22 protein-coding genes are annotated in these 19,791 nt (G+C 41.7%); 5 read left to right on the plus strand and 17 right to left on the minus strand.

Features of this window, described 5'->3' with window-relative positions; all coding sequences use genetic code 11:
- Positions 1–507, plus strand: a 507-nt coding sequence (locus N9I19_RS17015; RefSeq protein WP_317778483.1) for a MerR family transcriptional regulator, incomplete at its 5' end; no start/stop codon positions are given.
- 174 nt (positions 508–681) lie between these two features.
- Here the strand turns inward: N9I19_RS17015 and N9I19_RS17020 are convergent.
- The 5 genes from N9I19_RS17020 to rnz form a co-directional block, all read right to left on the minus strand.
- Positions 682–1,476: an ABC transporter ATP-binding protein gene (locus N9I19_RS17020; RefSeq protein ID WP_061463961.1), complete on the minus strand. Its 795-nt coding sequence runs from the start codon at positions 1,474–1,476 to the stop codon at positions 682–684.
- Positions 1,451–2,446, minus strand: a complete 996-nt coding sequence (locus N9I19_RS17025) for an ABC transporter permease (RefSeq protein ID WP_411730459.1) — start codon at positions 2,444–2,446, stop codon at positions 1,451–1,453. Before N9I19_RS17025 ends, N9I19_RS17020 begins: the two co-directional genes overlap by 26 nt.
- A 68-nt stretch (positions 2,447–2,514) precedes the next feature.
- Positions 2,515–3,510, minus strand: a complete 996-nt coding sequence (locus N9I19_RS17030; RefSeq protein ID WP_317778484.1) for an ABC transporter substrate-binding protein — start codon at positions 3,508–3,510, stop codon at positions 2,515–2,517.
- A gap of 207 nt (positions 3,511–3,717) precedes the next feature.
- Positions 3,718–4,536 carry a phytoene/squalene synthase family protein gene (locus tag N9I19_RS17035; RefSeq protein ID WP_289320089.1) on the minus strand — a complete coding sequence of 273 codons (819 nt, stop codon included), beginning with the start codon at positions 4,534–4,536 and terminating at the stop codon, positions 3,718–3,720.
- Positions 4,537–4,608: 72 nt separating this feature from the next.
- Positions 4,609–5,541 (minus strand): ribonuclease Z, encoded by a 933-nt coding sequence (gene rnz, locus N9I19_RS17040; protein WP_317778485.1) that lies wholly within the window; start codon positions 5,539–5,541, stop codon positions 4,609–4,611.
- A 230-nt stretch (positions 5,542–5,771) separates the two neighbouring features.
- Here rnz and zwf point away from each other — a divergent pair, with 230 nt between their 5' ends.
- Complete coding sequence (gene zwf, locus N9I19_RS17045; protein ID WP_284470263.1) at positions 5,772–7,271, plus strand: glucose-6-phosphate dehydrogenase; 1,500 nt, start codon at positions 5,772–5,774, stop codon at positions 7,269–7,271.
- Between the two features lie 50 nt (positions 7,272–7,321).
- Here the strand turns inward: zwf and N9I19_RS17050 are convergent, their stop codons facing one another.
- Positions 7,322–7,483: a hypothetical protein gene (locus tag N9I19_RS17050; RefSeq protein ID WP_155727338.1), complete on the minus strand. Its 162-nt coding sequence runs from the start codon at positions 7,481–7,483 to the stop codon at positions 7,322–7,324.
- Positions 7,484–7,786: 303 nt separating this feature from the next.
- Here N9I19_RS17050 and N9I19_RS17055 point away from each other — a divergent pair, with 303 nt between their 5' ends.
- Positions 7,787–7,960 carry an asparagine synthase gene (locus tag N9I19_RS17055; RefSeq protein ID WP_089361468.1) on the plus strand — a complete coding sequence of 58 codons (174 nt, stop codon included), beginning with the start codon at positions 7,787–7,789 and terminating at the stop codon, positions 7,958–7,960.
- A 55-nt stretch (positions 7,961–8,015) separates the two neighbouring features.
- Here the strand turns inward: N9I19_RS17055 and gndA are convergent, their stop codons facing one another.
- Both gndA and N9I19_RS17065 read right to left on the minus strand, forming a co-directional pair.
- Complete coding sequence (gndA, locus tag N9I19_RS17060) at positions 8,016–9,428, minus strand: NADP-dependent phosphogluconate dehydrogenase (RefSeq protein ID WP_317778486.1); 1,413 nt, start codon at positions 9,426–9,428, stop codon at positions 8,016–8,018.
- 41 nt (positions 9,429–9,469) lie between these two features.
- On the minus strand, positions 9,470–10,744 hold the full coding sequence (locus N9I19_RS17065) for a DNA polymerase IV (RefSeq protein ID WP_061463968.1): 1,275 nt from the start codon (positions 10,742–10,744) through the stop codon (positions 9,470–9,472).
- Positions 10,745–11,055: 311 nt separating this feature from the next.
- On the opposite strand from N9I19_RS17065, the gene N9I19_RS17070 reads away from it, so the two are divergent.
- Positions 11,056–11,229, plus strand: coding sequence for a hypothetical protein (locus N9I19_RS17070; protein ID WP_317778487.1), 174 nt, complete (start codon positions 11,056–11,058; stop codon positions 11,227–11,229).
- 97 nt (positions 11,230–11,326) lie between these two features.
- On the opposite strand, the gene N9I19_RS17075 is transcribed toward N9I19_RS17070, so the two are convergent.
- From N9I19_RS17075 to mce, 3 genes are all read right to left on the minus strand, one after another.
- On the minus strand, positions 11,327–12,448 hold the full coding sequence (locus tag N9I19_RS17075) for a tripeptidase T (protein ID WP_089361470.1): 1,122 nt from the start codon (positions 12,446–12,448) through the stop codon (positions 11,327–11,329).
- 225 nt (positions 12,449–12,673) lie between these two features.
- Positions 12,674–14,224, minus strand: a complete 1,551-nt coding sequence (locus tag N9I19_RS17080; RefSeq protein WP_317778488.1) for an acyl-CoA carboxylase subunit beta — start codon at positions 14,222–14,224, stop codon at positions 12,674–12,676.
- Entirely contained in the window at positions 14,221–14,643 is a 423-nt protein-coding gene (gene mce, locus N9I19_RS17085; protein WP_089361472.1) for a methylmalonyl-CoA epimerase, read from the minus strand. Before mce ends, N9I19_RS17080 begins: the two co-directional genes overlap by 4 nt.
- A 170-nt stretch (positions 14,644–14,813) precedes the next feature.
- On the opposite strand from mce, the gene prli42 reads away from it, so the two are divergent.
- Positions 14,814–14,909, plus strand: a complete 96-nt coding sequence (prli42, locus tag N9I19_RS17090; RefSeq protein ID WP_155727341.1) for a stressosome-associated protein Prli42 — start codon at positions 14,814–14,816, stop codon at positions 14,907–14,909.
- Positions 14,910–14,952: 43 nt separating this feature from the next.
- Here the strand turns inward: prli42 and N9I19_RS17095 are convergent, their stop codons facing one another.
- The 6 genes from N9I19_RS17095 to N9I19_RS17120 all read right to left on the minus strand — a co-directional run bounded on the left by N9I19_RS17095 (position 14,953) and on the right by N9I19_RS17120 (position 19,755).
- Positions 14,953–15,468, minus strand: coding sequence for a L,D-transpeptidase (locus N9I19_RS17095; RefSeq protein ID WP_061463972.1), 516 nt, complete (start codon positions 15,466–15,468; stop codon positions 14,953–14,955).
- Positions 15,469–15,499: 31 nt separating this feature from the next.
- Positions 15,500–16,489, minus strand: a complete 990-nt coding sequence (locus N9I19_RS17100) for an aromatic acid exporter family protein (protein WP_317778489.1) — start codon at positions 16,487–16,489, stop codon at positions 15,500–15,502.
- Between the two features lie 193 nt (positions 16,490–16,682).
- Positions 16,683–17,405 carry an amino acid ABC transporter ATP-binding protein gene (locus N9I19_RS17105; protein WP_061463974.1) on the minus strand — a complete coding sequence of 241 codons (723 nt, stop codon included), beginning with the start codon at positions 17,403–17,405 and terminating at the stop codon, positions 16,683–16,685.
- Positions 17,398–18,057: an amino acid ABC transporter permease gene (locus tag N9I19_RS17110; protein WP_061466139.1), complete on the minus strand. Its 660-nt coding sequence runs from the start codon at positions 18,055–18,057 to the stop codon at positions 17,398–17,400. Before N9I19_RS17110 ends, N9I19_RS17105 begins: the two co-directional genes overlap by 8 nt.
- A 128-nt stretch (positions 18,058–18,185) precedes the next feature.
- The gene (locus N9I19_RS17115) at positions 18,186–18,989 is read right to left on the minus strand and encodes a transporter substrate-binding domain-containing protein (protein ID WP_176431790.1); all 804 of its coding nucleotides are present in this window, start codon (positions 18,987–18,989) and stop codon (positions 18,186–18,188) included.
- A 328-nt stretch (positions 18,990–19,317) separates the two neighbouring features.
- Positions 19,318–19,755 (minus strand): BrxA/BrxB family bacilliredoxin, encoded by a 438-nt coding sequence (locus N9I19_RS17120; RefSeq protein ID WP_061463976.1) that lies wholly within the window; start codon positions 19,753–19,755, stop codon positions 19,318–19,320.
- Between the last annotated feature and the right edge of the window lie 36 nt (positions 19,756–19,791).

Here is a 19,791-nt window from a genome sequence, read left to right on the forward strand (position 1 = left end):
ATTCAACGCTGGGTCACCCAATTGAACATGGAGGTAGAACGGAATCAGCTTGGCCACTATCAGTTTTCAGATGAAGACATTGCATTATTGAGAAAAATCCAAGATCAGCTGAACGAGGGCATCATTCTCCAAAAGGTCAGTATATCAGAGAAAAAGATTAGAAAAGCAACCGGCCAGAAACACTCCGAAACGAATAAAGAACATGATCAACTGATAGAACGAGTCGTCAGGCTTGAAAATGGACTGAAAACAAAAGCGGACGATGTTGTATCCTATCAACTTTTACAGCACAGAAGTGAAATGGAAGAAATGCACAAGCTTGTTAAAAAGCTCGAAGCTCGTATCGAAGCGTTAGAAACACCAATTGTCCAGCCATTTGATTATTTCCTCGCGGCTGAAGAAGCTGCTGCCACTAAAAAGACGAAGAAAAGGCCATTCATAAAAATGATTTTTGGAAATAACAGAAGGAATGATAGTTCATCATGGAGCACAGCCGACAGCGATTAACATCGATTATATTCAAGATCGTTAATGAGCACCCCACCATAACCATTTTTCCTAGGCTCAAGTACTTCTTCGACATTCGTGCAGTAAATAGAGACCTGATCTGATTAATTACCCCAAAAATAAAAAGGCCAGGACCCAAGATTTATCTCACTTGGGTCGGGCCTTTTCATCATCTTAAATCAACACTGCACGGTCATTGAGCATTTTTTCGCCTTTGATGCGCTGGAATTCGTTAAGCAGTTTTTCAACGGTTAGCTTCTGCTTTTCAGCGCCTCTAGCTTCAAAAATGATCTGTCCCTTATCCATCATGATCAAGGAATTTCCAAGATCGATGGCCTGCTGCATATTATGGGTCACCATCAACGTCGTTAACTGGTTCTTTTCAACGATTTCCTTCGTCAGATTTGTCACAAGCTCTGCCCTGGAAGGATCGAGTGCTGCTGTATGTTCATCAAGAAGCAGGATTTTAGGATCGGTGAAGGTCGCCATCAGCAATGAAAGTGCCTGGCGCTCCCCACCTGATAATAACCCCACTTTTGCAGTCATCCGATTTTCCAAGCCTAAATGAAGGGTACCCAAACATTCTTTAAAAAGCTCTTTCCGTTTTTTGGTCACCCCGAAGCCCAAACCTCTTCTGTTGGTTCTGCCATATGCAATCGCCATATTTTCTTCAATCGTCATATGTGGTGCCGTCCCCAGCATCGGATCCTGAAAAACGCGGCCAATCATTTTAGCACGGGCATGTTCCTCAATGGCCGATACGTTTTCCCCATCAATGATGACTTCACCGGCATCAGGGAGAATCTTGCCGGATATCATGTTCATCAGCGTCGATTTACCTGCTCCATTACTCCCGATGACTGTTACAAATTCGCCTTTAGTCATCTGCAGTTCAAGATTCCCAAGGGCTAGCTTTTCATCTGGTGTCCCTTCATTGAAGACCTTATAAATCTGATTTAACTGAAGCATATCCTTCTCCCCCTTTCGATGAAGTCCCACCATGGCGCATCTGTATTTCTTTGAGCCGCCTTTTCTTTCGGCTTTTTTCCTTTTGTTTATCGGTAATTTTCGGAATGACAAGTGCCCCGACCACAATAAGTGCCGTAATTAATTTAACATCACCTGTATCAAGGAAATCTACCCGGAGTGCCAAAGTTACGACGATTCGGTAAATGATCGCTCCTCCAATGACCGCAAGTGTCGCACGTGCAATCGTTTTTGAGCCAAATAATGCTTCGCCAATTATAACGGATGCCAATCCGATGACGATGATTCCAATCCCCATGCCAATATCGCTAAACCCGTTATATTGGGCAACCAAGGATCCCGAGAAAGCCACAAGTGCATTTCCGATTGCAAGTCCCAGGATTTTCATGTTTCCTGTATGGGCGGAAAAACTCTTGACCATTGCTTCATTATCACCCGTCGCACGTAAAGCAAGACCGATTTCCGTTTTTAAAAAAGCTGACATTCCAGCTTGAATGATTAAAGCCACAATCAACATAACAATTAGTATGGCCCACGTTTTGGGCAGGCTATCACCGAGGCCCACGATCGTTAAAAGACCATTCAACACATTATCCACCCCTGTGTCAGCCCAGGCATCCTGAATATTCGTGATGATGGTTGTTTGGGAAAGCAACGGAATGTTGGATGCACCCATGATCCTTAGGTTGATGGAGTAAAGTGCGATCATCATTAAGATACCTGCAAGGAGTGGATTGATTTTCCCTTTCGTATGAAGGAAACCCGTTATTGTGCCAGCAATGAACCCGGCAACCATTGCACTCAACGTGGCTATGATCGGCGAGAAACCGTTAACGATCATAATGGCGGCAACAGAGGCCCCTGTCACAAAACTGCCTTCCACTGTCATATCCGGGAAGTCGAGAATCCTGAATGTTAAATAGACACCGAGTGCCATGATCGCATAAATCATTCCCGACTCAAAAGAGTTGAATAAGGCTCAGAACATATTTTTCTTCCTTCCCCGAACAAAAGCAGAGTTTATTTTACAAACTCAGCATCTGCTTTCCATTCTTCTTTTATTTCAACACCCATATCTTTTGCTGCCTTTTCATTGATGACCAATTTTAGTTTTTGTGGATATTGAACCGGGATATCTCCGGGTTTTTTGCCATCCTTCAGGATTTCAACCGCTTTTTGCCCCGCTTCATAACCAATATCATAGTAACTGAAGCCATAGGCTGCAAAACCACCTGCATTCACGGAATCCAGCTCGCCAACAAACAAAGGGATATCTTTATCATCTGCCACAGAAATGACCGATTCCAGTGCCGAAACAACTGTATTATCAGTAAAGATATAGAAAGCATCCGCTTTTCCGATTAATGATTCCGCTGCCTGTTTAACATCTGCAGAAGTTGAGACAGATGCCTCCACAACTTTCAATCCCGCTTTTTTCGCTTCCGCTTTCACATTTTTTATTTGGACGACGGAATTTTGCTCCCCTGTATTATAAACGGTTCCAATTGTCTTGGCGCCAAGTTCATCTGCTATGAATTTCATTGACTTGGCAATTGCTTCAGGATGGGAATCCGTCGTACCCGTCACATTTCCGCCTGGCTTATCCAAAGATGTAACAAGCTCCGCCGCAACAGGATCGGTAACCGATGTAAAAACGATTGGAATATCCTTGGTCGCATTTAAAGCGCTTAGGGCACTAGGAGTGGAATTCGCAAAAATCAAATCCACTTTATCCCCAACAAAGTTATTGGCGATCGTTTGACTGTTATTTTGGTCACCCTGTGCAATTTGAAGATCATATTTGGCATTGATGTCGCTATCCTTCAATGCCGCCTGGAATCCTTTATATGCCTGATCCAGGGAATCATGCTGTACGAATTGTGATACCCCAATGTTGAAGGTATCCTTTCCGCCTTCATCCTTCGCCGCATCTTTTTCCTTGTCATTTCCACACCCAGCCAATAATAACCCTGCGACCAATGTCATAACTGCAGTTGAATATAATTTCTTTTTCATATTTTCCCCCGCCTTTTTTCTTATTTAAGACTATGTCTTTCTAACGAAGCCAGCATTTTCGCTTTTATGTCCTAAATTATAATCGTTTAGTCCCAATTATCCAATATGTTTTTTAACTTTTTAGAATTTTTCGAGTTTTTAATGTAAAACATCAAAAAAAGCTGCTGTGAAAGGTATGATAACTTTCACAGCAGCTTAATGGGAATATCAGTGTTCGACTACTTGATTAACAATTTCGGTAACTGTAGCACGATCAATTTTTTCTTTGCCTTCTTTTAAGGCCTTCAATGTGGCTTTTGCCAATTCCAAAGGTATTTTACAGAATTGGATGATCTCTTTCGTTTCAATTTCCCCAATGTACGAATCGGCTAATGCAAGATTATGTTCCGTATGGGCAAGCATCTCATCGAAACCCCAGCCATCCGGATAAAAGTTCACACCACGTTCTGCATCCTCCTCACGGTTACGCAGGATATTGACCGTTTGGAGTCCACGGCCAAATGCGATGGCAAGTTCACGGTCCGTTTCCGTTCCATCGTACCAGTTCCACATATCGGACAGCATGACGCCAACTAAACCCGCAACATAATATGTGTAATCATCGAGCTCTTCTTCATTATGAATTTGCCAGTCCTTAGTAACCCATTTTGCCATGCCTTCGGCCATTTCCTTTGTCGATTCCAAGACTTTGGCTTTTGCACCGGGAGGACAAAATTGAATCCAGTCCGAAAGAAGCAGGGTCACTTCGGGCAGAAAATCCTTATATGGTTCAAATAACGATTGAAGTTCTTCTTCCCTATGATCCGCCCCAAGCAGCTCGCTTAGAGCATGTAACAGGGTAACCTTAGTATCTGCAGGCAGATCGGGGTGGTCTTCGATCTCATCGATGGCGCGCATGCAAAGGTATGCAGCTCCAATTGCCTCCTGTAATCCCTTCGGAAGATAGCTGATTGGAATGAAAAAAGTCCGGCTTGTTTTTAAGAGAAAATCCATTGCTTTAGTATGTAGGTTACTTTGGTCAGTCATATTTACACTCCTTTAAATATCCAATGAACAATTGATTAATTATATCAAACATTCTCTTTGATTTCAGCTACCCTATTCCTTTGAATATAAAGGAACTTTAATGGCCATTAGATCTTCAGCCATGATCGTGTTTGCGAAGATAGCTTCGCTTTCCTTCCTTAACCTCTCCGAATCCTCTGGAGTATACCGTGAGCTGATATGGGTAAGGATTAGATGCTTAGCTCCCGCTTTCAAAGCCGTTTCTGCAGCCTGAACGGTGGTCGAATGATAATAGGCGGATGCCATTTCAGATTCTTCTGCTGAAAATGTAGCTTCATGAACAAGGTAGTCCGCTGAATCAGCAAGAATGAGAGCATTGCTGCACACACGCGTATCACCCAGAATCGTGATGATCCGGCCTTTTTGCGGAGCACTTAGATAATTCTTCCCATTTAAGATACGGCCGTCATCAAGACTGACCGTTTGTCCATTTTTCAATGCTTTAAAAAGCGGACCCGGCTTCACACCTTCTTGCAGCAGCCGATCGACGAGCAAGCTTCCCTGGCGATCCTTTTCTACAATCCGGTAACCGATACTGTAAATGCCATGATCCAGCGCCATGGCCGTCACTGTGAATTGTTCGTCCTCAAATGCTACGCCTTCCTCTATTTCAATGATTTCCAATGGATATTTTAAATGAGTGCCACTCACCTGTAAGCTCGTCTTAATAAATGCATCAATGCCATGCGGGCCATATACGGTCAATTTATCCACTCCGCCCTGAAAAGATCTGCTGCTTAAAAACCCAGGGAGTCCGAAGATGTGATCACCATGCAAATGGGTGATGAAAATTTTTTCAATCTTTCGCGGTTTGACTGCCGTTTTTAAAATTTGATGCTGTGTTGCTTCACCACAATCGAATAACCAAACCGTCCCGCGCTCTTCCAATAATTGAAGAGCGATTGATGTCACATTACGCGCTTTAGCCGGAACGCCAGCGCCTGTACCTAAAAAAACAAAATCCACGATACTACCTCCGTTGCAAATACTTTATGACTTAACTATAGCATAATCAAAGGTGCTCTTTCATTTATGACCCATTAAAACCGAAACAACATTAAACTTTTAATGAAATATGAGAAAAAAATGCGCAAATTGATTGCTTTGAGGGAAAGCTAAACGTAAAATTAGAAATTGGTACACAATCGGGAATTCCAACTTTATAGACAGATTTAACGGAAAGTTGAGGTTTTAACATGACAGAAAACAATAAACCCACAGCATTGATTATGATTTTTGGTGCTACCGGAGATTTAGCGAAAAGGAAATTGTTTCCTTCCATATATCGACTATTTCAAAAAGAGAAAATCAATAAATTCGCCGTCGTTGGAGTAGCAAGGAGATCATTGACGAACGAAGAGTTTCAAACAAGTGTCAAGGACTCCATACTTAAGTTTGGACATGCGGAAGAAAAGGTAGACGAATTCATTTCCCATTTCCATTATCACTCCCATGACGTAACTAGCTCGGAATCATACCTGCAGTTAAAAGACATTGCCGAAAATTTAGACGGGCAGTACCATTTAGAAGGAAATCGGATCTTCTATTTAGCGATGGCACCTGAGTTTTTCGGAACGATTGCCGAACAGATTAAAGCTCAAGGCCTGACTGATTCGACTGGATATAAGCGCCTGGTCATCGAAAAGCCATTTGGGCACAGTTTCGAAACTGCTCAAAAATTGAATGAGCAGATTCGAACTGCATTCGCTGAAGATGAAATCTACCGTATCGATCATTATTTAGGAAAAGAAATGGTTCAAAATATTGAGGTCATACGTTTTTCAAATGCCCTATTCGAGCCGCTTTGGAATAACAGATATATATCTAACATCCAGGTTACTTCAAGTGAAACACTTGGCGTTGAAGAACGTGGGCGTTATTATGAAACTAGCGGTGCCCTAAGGGATATGGTCCAAAACCATCTGCTGCAAATGGTTGCCTTGCTTGCCATGGAACCCCCGATCGCTTTGACAACCGAAGAGATCAGAAGCGAAAAAGTGCGGGCATTGCGTTCACTTCGACCTATGAAGGTGGACGAAGTCAATCAATACTTCGTCCGTGGCCAATATGGTGAAGGAACGATAGGCGGTCAAGCTCTTCCGGCATACCGCAATGAACATAACGTAAATCCCGAATCCAACACAGAGACCTATGTTGCGGGTAAATTGATGATAGATAACTTCCGTTGGGCCGGTGTACCTTTTTATATCCGTACCGGTAAGAGAATGGATGTCAAATCAACGAATATCGTTGTACAATTCAAAGATATCCCAATGAATCTATATTATAAAACAGAAGAAACGTTGAACCCAAATCTTCTCGTTATCCATATCCAGCCAGATGAAGGTATCACACTGTACTTAAATGTTAAGAAATCCGGGACGACATCCAATACAAAGCAAATGAAGCTGACCGTATCCAACAAAGGGATCGAACACATAAATTCTCCTGAGGCATATGAAAAGCTATTGTTTGACAGCATGCGCGGAGATGCTACAAACTTCACTCACTGGGACGAGGTTGCCCTCTCATGGAAGTTCGTCGATACCATTTCCGATGCATGGGAAAATACTAAAGAAGAATCTTTCCCTAATTATGAAGCAGGATCCACAGGTCCACTTGCATCCGATGAACTCCTGGCAGAAGATGGACATATTTGGTGGCAAATCAAGAAAAGCGAAAATAATGATGATTGATAGGATATCAAGAAGGGATGCAGATTTGAATTCTGCATCCCCTTCTTCATTCACGAAACATTCTTCCTGACCAATTTCTCCCGGATAATATGAAACATTTCCTTGGGCTTTGACATTTCTTCATCTCTTTCTAAATTAAGCCAAAATGAAACACCCAGTTCTAAGACAATGAATAATAAAAAAATGGCTACAGCCAACCAGATGATGAACATTAGTCATCCGCTCCTTCTCTCTTATCTGCCTACTGTATCCTATGGTCCGTCCATGGCTTTCAATGTTTATATTTCCTTTTCCGCAGGTGTTTAAACCTAAAAAGATGGATGGATGAATGACATACATCATACTACATTTCCATAAAAAAGGAAATAAACCAACACTATTTACACCTAGTTCATTTTTACCCTTTCCAACCTTTTGGACTCTTTATAGAAAAAGAATGGTAAGGTCTTGCTGAGGTTACACTAGAAAAGGTGCAAGTAATGGCACCACTAACTTCGATGTGGGGGGATTATCGAATGGACATTCGTGAAGGACTAATTCCAACAGCGTTGGGCACAGCCGTGACAGCTGCTGGTTATGCAATGAAGCAGAACCGGCGCTCAAACAAAATGGTGGCTAATACGGTATTTGGTTTCGGTTTGGCACATATTGTATTAGGGGTCATTGACCTTGTGGAGCATCGGAGATAGTTTTTTAAAAAAAGCCGGCTTAAAAGGGAATTCCCTTTTAGCCGGCTTGAACTTATTATTTTTCCATCCATTCGGTATGGAATGTTCCTTCTTTATCAATGCGTTGATACGTATGAGCTCCAAAATAGTCACGTTGGGCTTGAATTAGGTTAGCTGGCAGCGTTTCTGTACGATAGCTGTCGAAATAGGCAAGTGCCGATGACAAGCAAGGAACCGGAATTCCGTTCATCACTGCCGTTGACACTACCTCACGTAGAGCTCCTTGATAGCTTTCGGCAATCCCTTGGAAATAAGGATCAAGAAGCAGGTTGTTCAAGTTCGCTTTACGATCGTACGCTTCCTTGATTTTTTGAAGGAATTGTGCACGAATGATACAGCCGCCACGGAAAATCATCGCGATTTCGCCATATTGCAAGTTCCAGTCATTTTCTTCTGATGCTGCTTTCATTTGTGCAAATCCTTGTGCATATGAACAGATTTTGCTCATATAAAGTGCTTTTCGGATACTTTCAATCAAAGCCTTTTTGTCGCCTGTAAATGATTCGGCTTTTGGACCACGAAGGATTTTACTCGCTTCAACACGCTCGTCCTTGATTGCTGAGATAAACCGGGCGAATACGGATTCCGTAATGATTGGAAGCGGAACACCAAGATCAAGCGCACTTTGACTTGTCCATTTCCCTGTTCCTTTTTGGCCCGCTTTATCTAAAATGATATCGACCATCGGCTTGCCAGTTTCTTCATCATATTTTTTGAAAATATCAGCAGTAATTTCAATTAGATAACTATCAAGTTCCCCTTCATTCCATTCAGTAAAGACTTCATGGAATTCTTCAGCGGACAGTCCAAGAAGATTTTTCAAAAGGAAATAAGATTCGGAAATCAACTGCATGTCCCCGTATTCAATACCATTATGTACCATTTTCACATAATGACCTGCTCCATCCGGTCCGATATACGTACAGCAAGCATCACCATCGACCTTAGCTGAAATATCCTTCAAGATCGGTGCAACCAGTTCATATGCTTCTTTTTGACCCCCAGGCATGATGGATGGACCTGTTAGAGCCCCTTCTTCCCCTCCTGAGACGCCTGTACCGATGAAATGGATGCCAAGCTTGCTTAATTCGTCATTACGGCGCTGAGTGTCCTTGAAGAAGGTATTTCCTCCATCAATAACGATATCCCCTTTTTCAAGTAACGGTTTTAATTGCTCGATTGTCGCATCTGTTGCAGCACCAGCTTTAACCATCAATAAAATTTTGCGTGGTGTTTCCAAAGAATGGACGAATTCCTCAAGCGTGTAAGCGGCCGTTACGTTTTTACCTTCCGCTTCCTTCATCATTTCGTCCGTTTTTGATCCTGAGCGATTATAGACGGAAATTGAATATCCTCTGCTTTCAATATTAAATGCAAGGTTCTTGCCCATTACCGCTAGTCCGATAACGCCAATCTGTTGTTTTGTCATGATCATCTTTCCCTTCTCTATATCTTTACACAGCTTATACGCTATTCTTTTTCAAAAGAAGGATCATTCCTCCTGGATTGCTCAAAGAAATCTTTGCTGAAGCTAGTGTCTGTTCCAATCGAACGGTTCTTCAAGGGTAATCCCTTTTTAATAATATTTTCTCCGTACTTATTTTGCAAGTGTTCCATCGCTTCATACAGAGGTTCTTTTGCTGCATCCTCTTGAAAGGAGAAAATATCCAGCTGTTTGAAGGCTGACTCTTTCTCTATGACATCATAGGCAGTGACACCAAGGAGTCTGATCCCTTCCCCATTCCAATTTTTCATAAAGAGATCTGTAGCCCCATCCAGGATATCCTTTTTTTCAAAAACAGGATTAGGAACCGTCCTGCTTCTCGTTATAGTGCGGCGGTCTTTGTAACGGATCGTTACACCTATTTTTTGACCAAGCAGGCGTTTATTTTTCAAACGGATGGCTACCCTCTCAGAAAGCTTTTCCAATACACCGATCAGTTCTTTTTGATTTGTGGAGTCATGTGGCAGAGTTGTTGAGTTCCCAATGCTTTTATGATCAAAAATCGCTTCGGGATCCACAATCCTGGGGTCAATTCCATTAGCCCTATCTTTCAAACGGATGCCATTGATCCCAAGAAGCTGTTTCAGTTGACTATCATTGGCAATTGCAAGGTCCCTGATCGTCATTATGCCGATGGTTTTAAGCTTTTCCGAGGTCTTATCCCCGATTCCATGCATTTCGTTCACTTGTAAAGGCCAGAGCTTTTCCGAAATATCCCTTTTCCTTAATATGGTGATTCCCATTGGCTTCTTCATATCAGAGGCAGTTTTGGCCAAAAATTTATTAGGGGCAATCCCGATGCTGCAAGGGAGATCCATCGTATTCAAAATTCTTTCCTGAATGCTATTGGCTATATCTAAAGGTGAACCCAATTCGGCGCATTCACTAATATCCAGATACCCCTCATCTATCGAAACCGGTTCAACCATCTCTGTATATTGCCTCAATACATCGAAAATAGCCAGTGATGCCTTTCGATAACGCTCGAAATTCGGTTTCTGAATGACTAATTGAGGACATAGTTTTTTCGCCTGCCAAATCGGCATGGTCGTTTTAACCCCGAACTTCCTCGCCTCATAGCTGCAGGTGACGATTATGCCTCTTCTCTCTTCAACATTGCCTGCAATCGCAAGCGGTTTGCCTTTCAATGAAACATCATATGACATTTCAACTGAAGCATAGAAACTATTCATGTCTACATGGAGAATGACCCTGCCATTTTTGGGATACATGTCCTTCATGTTTGACCGTCACATCCTTGTAAAAATAAAAAACACCGGATAATAGGGCCAATAAAAAACCATTTCTTTTAAGATACCCCTATTTATCTTTGGTAACCACAGTGAAAGATGATGCAAATCCAAGAAAAACAGCCATCATGTCATTGATGACTGTACATAAATTCCAGCAATACTTGAACAAAGATGATACGAGTTTTTGAGGATCAATGATGGTAATCAAACGGCTACCCCATTGGCAACACCCTGCATATATTCAGTTTATTGATTGCCTGGCTGGACTATGTGTCCGGTGGGGAGGACATCCGTCCATTTTGCAATCCACCTCTGTTCATCATTGCCGAGAGCTGATTTACCTTGATATAATACCTCATTCATATCTATCAGTGGTAACAATCATTCCTGACCTTGCCCATTCCAGCAACAAATCCTTGCTAGGGGGAATCAATTATATGGCATCAGATTTCTCGATGGAAATCACGGATTAAAATCGGTAAAGCACATTCCTCATTTCCAACAAGAAATACGGCCACCTTCTTTAGATTTACTCAGGAAACTCTCTTCCGGATCTATTTTTCGATTTAATTATTCCCCGGATACTTCTTTGATGATACTGACAACCATTTCAGCAAGCTTCGTTAATTCCTCAACGGGTATTCTTTCATTCGTAGTATGGATATCTTCATACCCCACTGCGAGATTGACAGTAGGAATCCCAAAACCTGCAATGACATTGGCATCGCTTCCTCCGCCGCTTTTAACCAACTCGCATGGACGACCGATTTTCTCTGCTGCCTTTCTTGCGACTTCGACTACATGATCGCCAGCCCCATATTTAAAACCAGGATACATGACGTTAACTTCAACTTCAGCACGTCCGCCCATTTCAATGGCGGCAGTCTCGAATGCCTCTTTCATTCTCGCCACTTGTTTTTCCATTTTTTCAGGAATCAAGGATCTTGCTTCCGCAAGGATTTCAACATGGTCACAAACAATATTGGTTTGCTGTCCACCTTGGAAACGTCCGATGTTGGCTGTCGTTTCCTCGTCGATCCGGCCTAACGGCATTCTTGAGATCGCTTTGGAAGCGATCGTAATTGCCGAAACTCCTTTTTCAGGGGCGACACCAGCGTGAGCAGTCTTGCCTAAAATTATCGCAGACACTTTCGCCTGAGTAGGTGCAGCAACGACGATATTGCCAACTTTTCCATCACTATCAAGAGCAAAACCGAATTTTGCCGTTACAAGTGAGCGATCCAATGCCTTTGCCCCTATCAAGCCAGATTCTTCACCGACTGTTATGATAAATTCGATTGTCCCATGCTCGATATTCTGTTCTTTCAACACTTTAAGCGTTTCTAACATGACCGCTAATCCAGCTTTGTCATCCGCTCCTAAAATGGTCGTTCCGTCTGACACTATGTATCCATCTTTGATGGAAGGCTTGATTCCATTACCAGGTACAACCGTATCCATATGGGAGGTGAAATAAATGGTATCTACGCCTTCTTTCATTCCTTTTAAAGTACATACTAAATTGCCTGCACCATGACCCGTAACTGCTGTTGTATCATCTTCAAAAACCTCTACACCCAGTGCCTCGAATTTTTCTTTCAGCACTTTGGCGATGGCTGCTTCATTTTTCGTTTCGGAATCAATCTGGACCAATTCCATAAATTCACTAACTAAACGTTCTTCATTAATCATAAAATAAAACCTCCAAAAAAGTTTTCCTCTTTAATTATACTTCTAAAAGCGGCGCCCCGGCAAATAATGTGAAATTGAGGAACCGTGCTTAAATGGAATGCTGGTCATCCCCCGTCCAAAGTTCCCCTTAAAAATGGTGAATGATAACATATAAATGGTTTACGAATTCTTCCCAGTATGGAAAAGAGCCCAAAATAGATATATTTCGGGCTCCTTGCAGTTGGATCATAACGGGATATTGCCGTGTTTTTTCCATGGACGTTTTTCTTTTTTGTTGCGAAGCATTTCAAGTGATTGAATGATCTTAATCCTTGTTTCCCGGGGATCAATTACATCATCTACCATTCCAAGACTTGCAGCAACATATGGATTAGCGAATTTATCACGGTATTCTTCTATTTTAGCTGCACGAGTCGCTTCAGGGTCTTCACTATTTTGAATTTCACGGGCAAAAATGATATTTGCCGCTCCAGCAGAACCCATTACCGCGATTTCCGCATTTGGCCATGCAAATGTTAGATCAGCACCGATGGATTTACTATTAAGGGCCACATAAGCTCCTCCGTATGCTTTACGCAGGATGATCGTCAATTTTGGTACTGTTGCTTCTGAATAAGCGTATAGCAGCTTTGCACCGTGACGGATTATCCCGCCATGCTCTTGTTTAACGCCCGGGAAGAAGCCTGAAACATCTTCAAACGTAATTAACGGAATGTTAAACGAGTCACAAAAACGAATAAAACGGGCAGCCTTATCAGATGAATCAATATCCAGTCCCCCTGCCAATACTTTTGGCTGGTTACAGACAAGTCCCACTGATTTCCCTTTGATTCGCGCTAAGCCGACCACTATGTTTTTCGCAAAGCCCTCTTGCACTTCCATGAAGGAACCCTCATCGACAATTTGCTCCAATACTTTCCGAACATCATATGGACGGATCCCTTCATAAGGGACTACATCCGTTAAGTCCGGACGGTAGTCATCTCCATCGTCCGTTTCCAAAACCGGCGGCTTCTCTTCATTGTTTTGTGGAAGATAGCTCAGGAGACTTCTAACGTCGGCCAATACTTGTTCTTCTGTTGCTCCCTTGAAATGCGCATTACCGCTTATGGTATTATGTACAGTCGCTCCACCCAATCCTTCAGATGAAATCTTTTCACCCGTAACCGTTTCAATGACTTTAGGTCCTGTTATGAACATTTGGCTCGTTTTTTCAACCATGAAGACAAAGTCGGTTATGGCTGGAGAATAAACGGCTCCGCCTGCACAAGGTCCCATAATAACGGAAATTTGTGGAATGACGCCTGAATAAATGGAGTTCCGATAAAATATTTGTCCATAACCGTCAAGGGAAACAACACCTTCTTGAATACGCGCTCCACCAGAATCGTTCAAACCTATGAAGGGGGCCCCATTTTCCGCTGCCAAATCCATAACATTGGCAATTTTCAGAGCATGCATTTCCCCTAGTGCACCGCCAAATACAGTAAAGTCCTGGGAAAACAGATAAATGTCGCGGCCGTTTACCTTTCCATAACCGGTGACAACCCCTTCTCCCGGTCCTTCTTCCTTTTCCATGCCAAAATTAGTATTACGGTGTTTGATGAAAGGATTAAGTTCAATGAAAGTTCCCGGATCAACTAAAAGCTCGATTCTTTCCCTTGCAGTAAGTTTGCCCTTTTCATGCTGCTTATCGATTCTTTCTTCACCGCCGCCCATTTCCACTTTGCGGCGTCTGTCATATAAGTCATTGATCGTTTCATATATGTCTGTCATTCCTGCTCCTCCTTTGATCCGGCTCGTTCACAAAGCTCAAACAATACACCTGCAGTAGACTTGGGATGAACGAAAGCAACATCTGCTTTGTGTGCTCCCTTTCTTGATGAATCATCAATCATGCGCAATCCTGATTCTTTAATTTCTTTAATTCGATCTTCGATACTATCGACACCAAGGGCCACATGATGAATCCCTTCACCGCGTTTATCAATGAATTTGGCGATTGGACTTGACGGTGACAACGCTTCCAATAACTCCAAACGGGTATTGCCTGCCAAGATAAAGGCCACTTTTACGCCTTGGCTCTCCACTGTCTCTATTCCTTCAAGTTCCAAGTTCAGCGTTTCCGTGTAAAGTGGTAAGGTTTCATCAAGTGACTTGACGGCGATACCAATATGGTCGATATTTTTAATCATCATTCATCCCCCCATGTTATATATTATGGATGACTCTATTAAAATACTATTAATCTTCCATTGAAGCCTTTCAAGATTCGGAATAATATGAACATTGTACTTTTACTTGTTTCTACTAAACGTTCAAGTTAAAATAAAACCAATTAAACTGTTTGAGGGAGAGAGAGCATATGGGAAATAAAAAAATAAGAAAGATCGTCGTGTATTTAATGCTTATCTCGATGTTGTTGACGACCTTATTATCAGGTATCGCATTTCTTTTATAATAAATATCGGAATGAGAGGGAAGCAAAGACTTCCCTCTCTTTTTTATTTTATCGCTCCGTTTTTCTTTGCCAAAGTTTTGAAATCATCGTTCGACTTGGTGATTAACACCTTTGTGCCGATAGGGACTTTTTCATACAAACGCTCTACATCGGCTTTATGCATCCGTACACAGCCATTTGAAATGAATTTACCGACTGACGACGGTTGATTCGTACCATGTATCCCGTAAATCCTGCCATCGGTATTTCGTGCATCAAATCCAATCCACCTCGATCCCAAAGGGTTCCTGGGATCGCCGCCCGGAATATTCTTTTTTCGATAATAGGGATTGACCGCTTTTATTTTAACCGTGAAAATCCCTTCAGGTGTCAATTCCTGACTCTTCCCAGTGCCGACCGGCAGAATCTCCTTGACCTCGTTATCATCAATGAACGCCAATTTATTGTTGGCTTTATTGATGATGATAAAAGGATCTCCCGGCTTAACCGATTGAGGTTGAGCTTGTACCTGTAGCGGCCACAAAGATAGCATAAGCAACAAAGAAAGGATCCATTTCATTTATATCAATTCCTTTACTTTTTTGCTTAGTTTAAGCCATGTGCCTCTTTTTCATTCGGTTATTGGCCAGCTTGGGTAGCCCCTTGAAGGAATGCTTCAACAATAAATAGCGTTCCATTTCCTTCATGAGCTGCAGTAATGCGGCCCTTGATTCAAACTCTTCCCGTGTCTGTGGAAGTGCCATTCCCCTAAAATGCATCTCCATTTCTTCAAGCTTCTTCAGATAAAGAATGGCCGTATTTTGTGGATGGACGTTTTCTGCCAGGTCCTCAATAAAATCAGCCACTATCCCGCTTTGCTTGACGACCAATGGAATATTCGTGACTAGAGGAAGAATGCGTTCAATTATTTCAAATTGCTTTTCACGCATTTTGAAATAATGGTAATACAGGTCTTCTTCCCTTAAGAAATGATTTTCCACGTCCCTGAAGGCAAGGCTTTTGGCTTGGTTAAGAAGATTGGCTGTTTCAGTAATTTCCTTACCATCCCATGTGTGGTCATTATCCCTTAAATAGCGGACAATCCCCATTAAGATCGCACTAAAGTTAGTTTCGATACTTTCCTGATAGGCAAGCAGTTTTTCATCGACACTGGGCATGTACAGATTCATGACAAGTGCAACTCCAACTCCAACGGCAATTAATATCGTTTCATTGATCAGCAGGGAAAAAGTGATGTTGCCAGCTCCATAAAGATGCATGATGATGACGCTGCTCGTTACAATTCCCTCATTAATCTTCAAGGCAACTGTCGTAGGAATGAAAATCAAAAGGATCAACCCTATTGTCAGCGGATGGAACCCGATGAAATGAAAAAATAGGGATGCATAGACCATTGCGATCAAACAAGCTAAAAACCGGTGCCAGGAGGCATAAACCGACTTCTTTTTTGTAACTTGAATGCATAAGATCGTTATGATTCCCGCAGCCGAAAAATATTCCAGGTTAAGCATTTGTGCAATAATAATTGCCAGGGTAACCCCCAAAGCAGTTTTAATCGTCCTGTATCCGATTTTAAACATTGTTATGTATCACCTGGCTCTTTCGCTATCTATTATAATACTATCAGGATTTCAGATGTTTTTACAGTCCTTTGTGAATGAAATTTCCAATTTTTCAAAATCCATTCACTCAAAAATACATTATAGGAATAAAATAAAAAAAGGTAACCTAGTCGTTACCTTTTTTTTATAATTATATACTATTTGCCTTGGCTTATAAAACTTTTTCCAAGAAGTCTTTTGCACGCTGGCTTTTCGGATTGGAAAAGAATTCTTCCGGAGCACTTTCTTCGACGAGAAGACCCCCGTCCAAGAAAAGTACACGATCGGCCACTTCTTTGGCAAATCCCATTTCATGCGTTACGATAAGCATGGTCATCCCAGTATGTGCCAGTGACTTCATTACCTCGAGCACTTCTTTTACCATCTCAGGATCAAGAGCTGAGGTCGGCTCATCGAAAAGCATCACTTCCGGATTCATTGCCAATGCCCGCGCAATGGCGACCCGTTGTTTTTGTCCGCCTGATAGACGATTCGGATATGACGATTCTTTATCGGCCAAACCGACTTTAGTCAAGAGCTCCCGAGCTTGTTTTACTGCTTCAGCTTTTGATAATTTTTTCACCTTCATCGGTGCATATGTCAGATTCTCCAGGACGGTTTTATGAGGAAATAAATGAAAATGTTGAAAAACCATTCCGACATTTTCACGCACTTTCATGATATTGGTCTTTTTTTCAGTGATGTTTTGATCTTTAAACCAAATTTGACCATCAGTTGGAGTCTCAAGCATATTGATGCAACGCAAGAAAGTTGATTTTCCCGAACCGGATGGGCCGATGATCGCTAACACTTCACCCTGCCCTATCTCGGTGCTGATGCCTTTTAATACCTCGAGCTTACCATAATTTTTTTTGAGCTCATCAATTTTAATCACTGCGTCTCATTCTCCTTTCAATCACTTTGCCTAAGATGGTAAGAACCATAACCATCACATAATAAATGAGACCGGCAAATAAAATCGGCTCGAAGAATTTATATGTCTCACCGCCGACAATATAAGAACGGCGCATGATATCCCCCAACCCAATAATTGTGACAACGGCTGATTCCTTCGTTAATGAAATCACTTCGTTCACAAGGGACGGCAGGATATTCTTGATGGCCTGCGGAAGTATTATATTAAGCATCATCCCTGAATAGGGTACCCCAAGTGCAAGTGCAGCCTCACGTTGCCCTTTATCTACCGCTAGAATGCCTCCCCTGATAATCTCAGAGATGTATGCGGCAGAGTTTAGCCCGAATGCTAAAAATGCTGCTTGGAATGCTTCGATTTGAATCCCTAATATTTGCGGTGAACCAAAATAAATCAGCATTAATTGCAGCACTAAAGGGGTACCGCGGAAAATGGATGTATAAAAGTCAGCAATCCAATTTAAGGGCTTGATTCTACTGATTTTAAGTATAGATAATAATATTCCCAAAACAAAACCGATTACAGCCGCAACCGCTACAACCTTTAATGTAGTCGGTATTCCCTCCAGGATATATGGAAGGGAGGGTATAATCCTATCAAATTCCAGATTCACTCCATTCATCCTCTCTTATGAAGGCCGTTATCATGGGCCTTCCTCCTGCTTCATTTAATGTCAATAAAGCGCGGAAAAACGTTCAGAAGGCATATTGCATCTCTTCTGAACGCTTTTCCTCTCTTGTATTATTCAGTTTCGCTGCCACCGAACCATTTTATTATTAATTTTTCCATTTCACCATTCTGTAACATTTTTTTCAATTCGGCATTGAATTCGCCAGTTAACTTGCTTCCTTTTTGGAAAGCGATTGCCGAACCGGCATCTTCTTCACCAGATTTGATCACATAGCCCACCAAATCTTTATTATCTTTCAAATAGCCTTTTGCCACAGTATCTTCCATGATTGCGGCGTCAAAACGTCCTGTGGACATTTCTTGAACAACCTCTGGAATACGATTCCGTTTTTCAATTTTCATCCCGGTCTTTTTGGATTTATTCAAGTCGTTTGCCAATGTCTCCTGAATGGATGCAAGCTGTACCCCTACCGTTTTCCCTTTTAAATCTTCAACAGTTTTGATCTTACTGTCCTTTGTCGTGATGATCATGTTTTTAGCTGTATAGTATATATCACTGAAATCAACGGATTGTTCACGTTTTTCTGTTGGAGTCATTCCAGAGATGACGAAATCGACCGATTTATTTTCCAGAGCCGGAACAAGACTATTAAAGTCAATGTCCTTCACTTGAACCTCATAACCTAATTTTTTACCGATTGCTTTAGCGATATCAATGTCAAATCCTTTTATTTGATCACTTTTAGATGTTTCAACATATTCAAATGGCGGATAATCCGCAGATGTTCCCATTACCAGGACCTTTTTGTCTTCTTTGCCAGCTGTGTTTTTATCTTTTTTCTCAGATGTTCCGCATGCTGCTAAAATACCTACTAATAACACAGAAGTAAGCAACAATGCTAACTGCTTTTTCAACTTCATTATTATTCCTCCAAAATGATATTTTCAATTCTCTTGTTATTAAATTTGGTTTTAGGTTATATTAATTAATTAATTTGCATAACTAATATTCATACACTAATGTGTATTTTAACACACTCTAATAATTATTCAATAACGTAAAAAATAGATTTACTTTTCGAAATATTCACTCAATTAATCTTCCCCATTTCGCACTTTTTCTCCAGAGGGGATATATCTGGCTTCCTTATCTATCTTCTTTCCTAAATGTTCCTTATTTATGCAAGTTCATGAATAAAAAAAAACCCGTCGATTGGCGGGTTTTTTTGCTTATGGCTATAGCTTACACTTCTTCGCAATATTGATCGAAGTAGTCTTGTAATTTTTCAACTACGGACATCGGGTGGTGCCCTTCAATTTCATGGCGTTCTATCATAGTGATGATTTTTCCATCTTTCAGCAATGCAAATGATGGGGATGACGGTGGATACCCTTCGAAGTAATCACGGGCTTTTTCCGTCGCCTCCTTATCTTGCCCAGCAAAAACAGTTACAAGCTGATCAGGGCGTTTATCATTATGAATCGCATGAGCTGCTGCAGGTCTAGCTATTCCCCCAGCGCAGCCACAAACGGAGTTGACCATAACAAGTGTCGTTCCTTTTTGTGCAAATACCTCTGCTACTTCCTCTGGAGTAGTCAATTCTGTATATCCAGCAGTCTTAATCTCATCGCGAGCCTGTTTGACTACGTCGTTCATTAAAAAATTAAAATCCATATTCATGGTATGTGCCCCTTCCAAGTTTTCTCTTCAATCCTA

Source organism: Peribacillus sp. CSMR9 (assembly GCF_033141925.1).
Classification (GTDB): domain Bacteria; phylum Bacillota; class Bacilli; order Bacillales; family DSM-1321; genus Peribacillus; species Peribacillus simplex_A.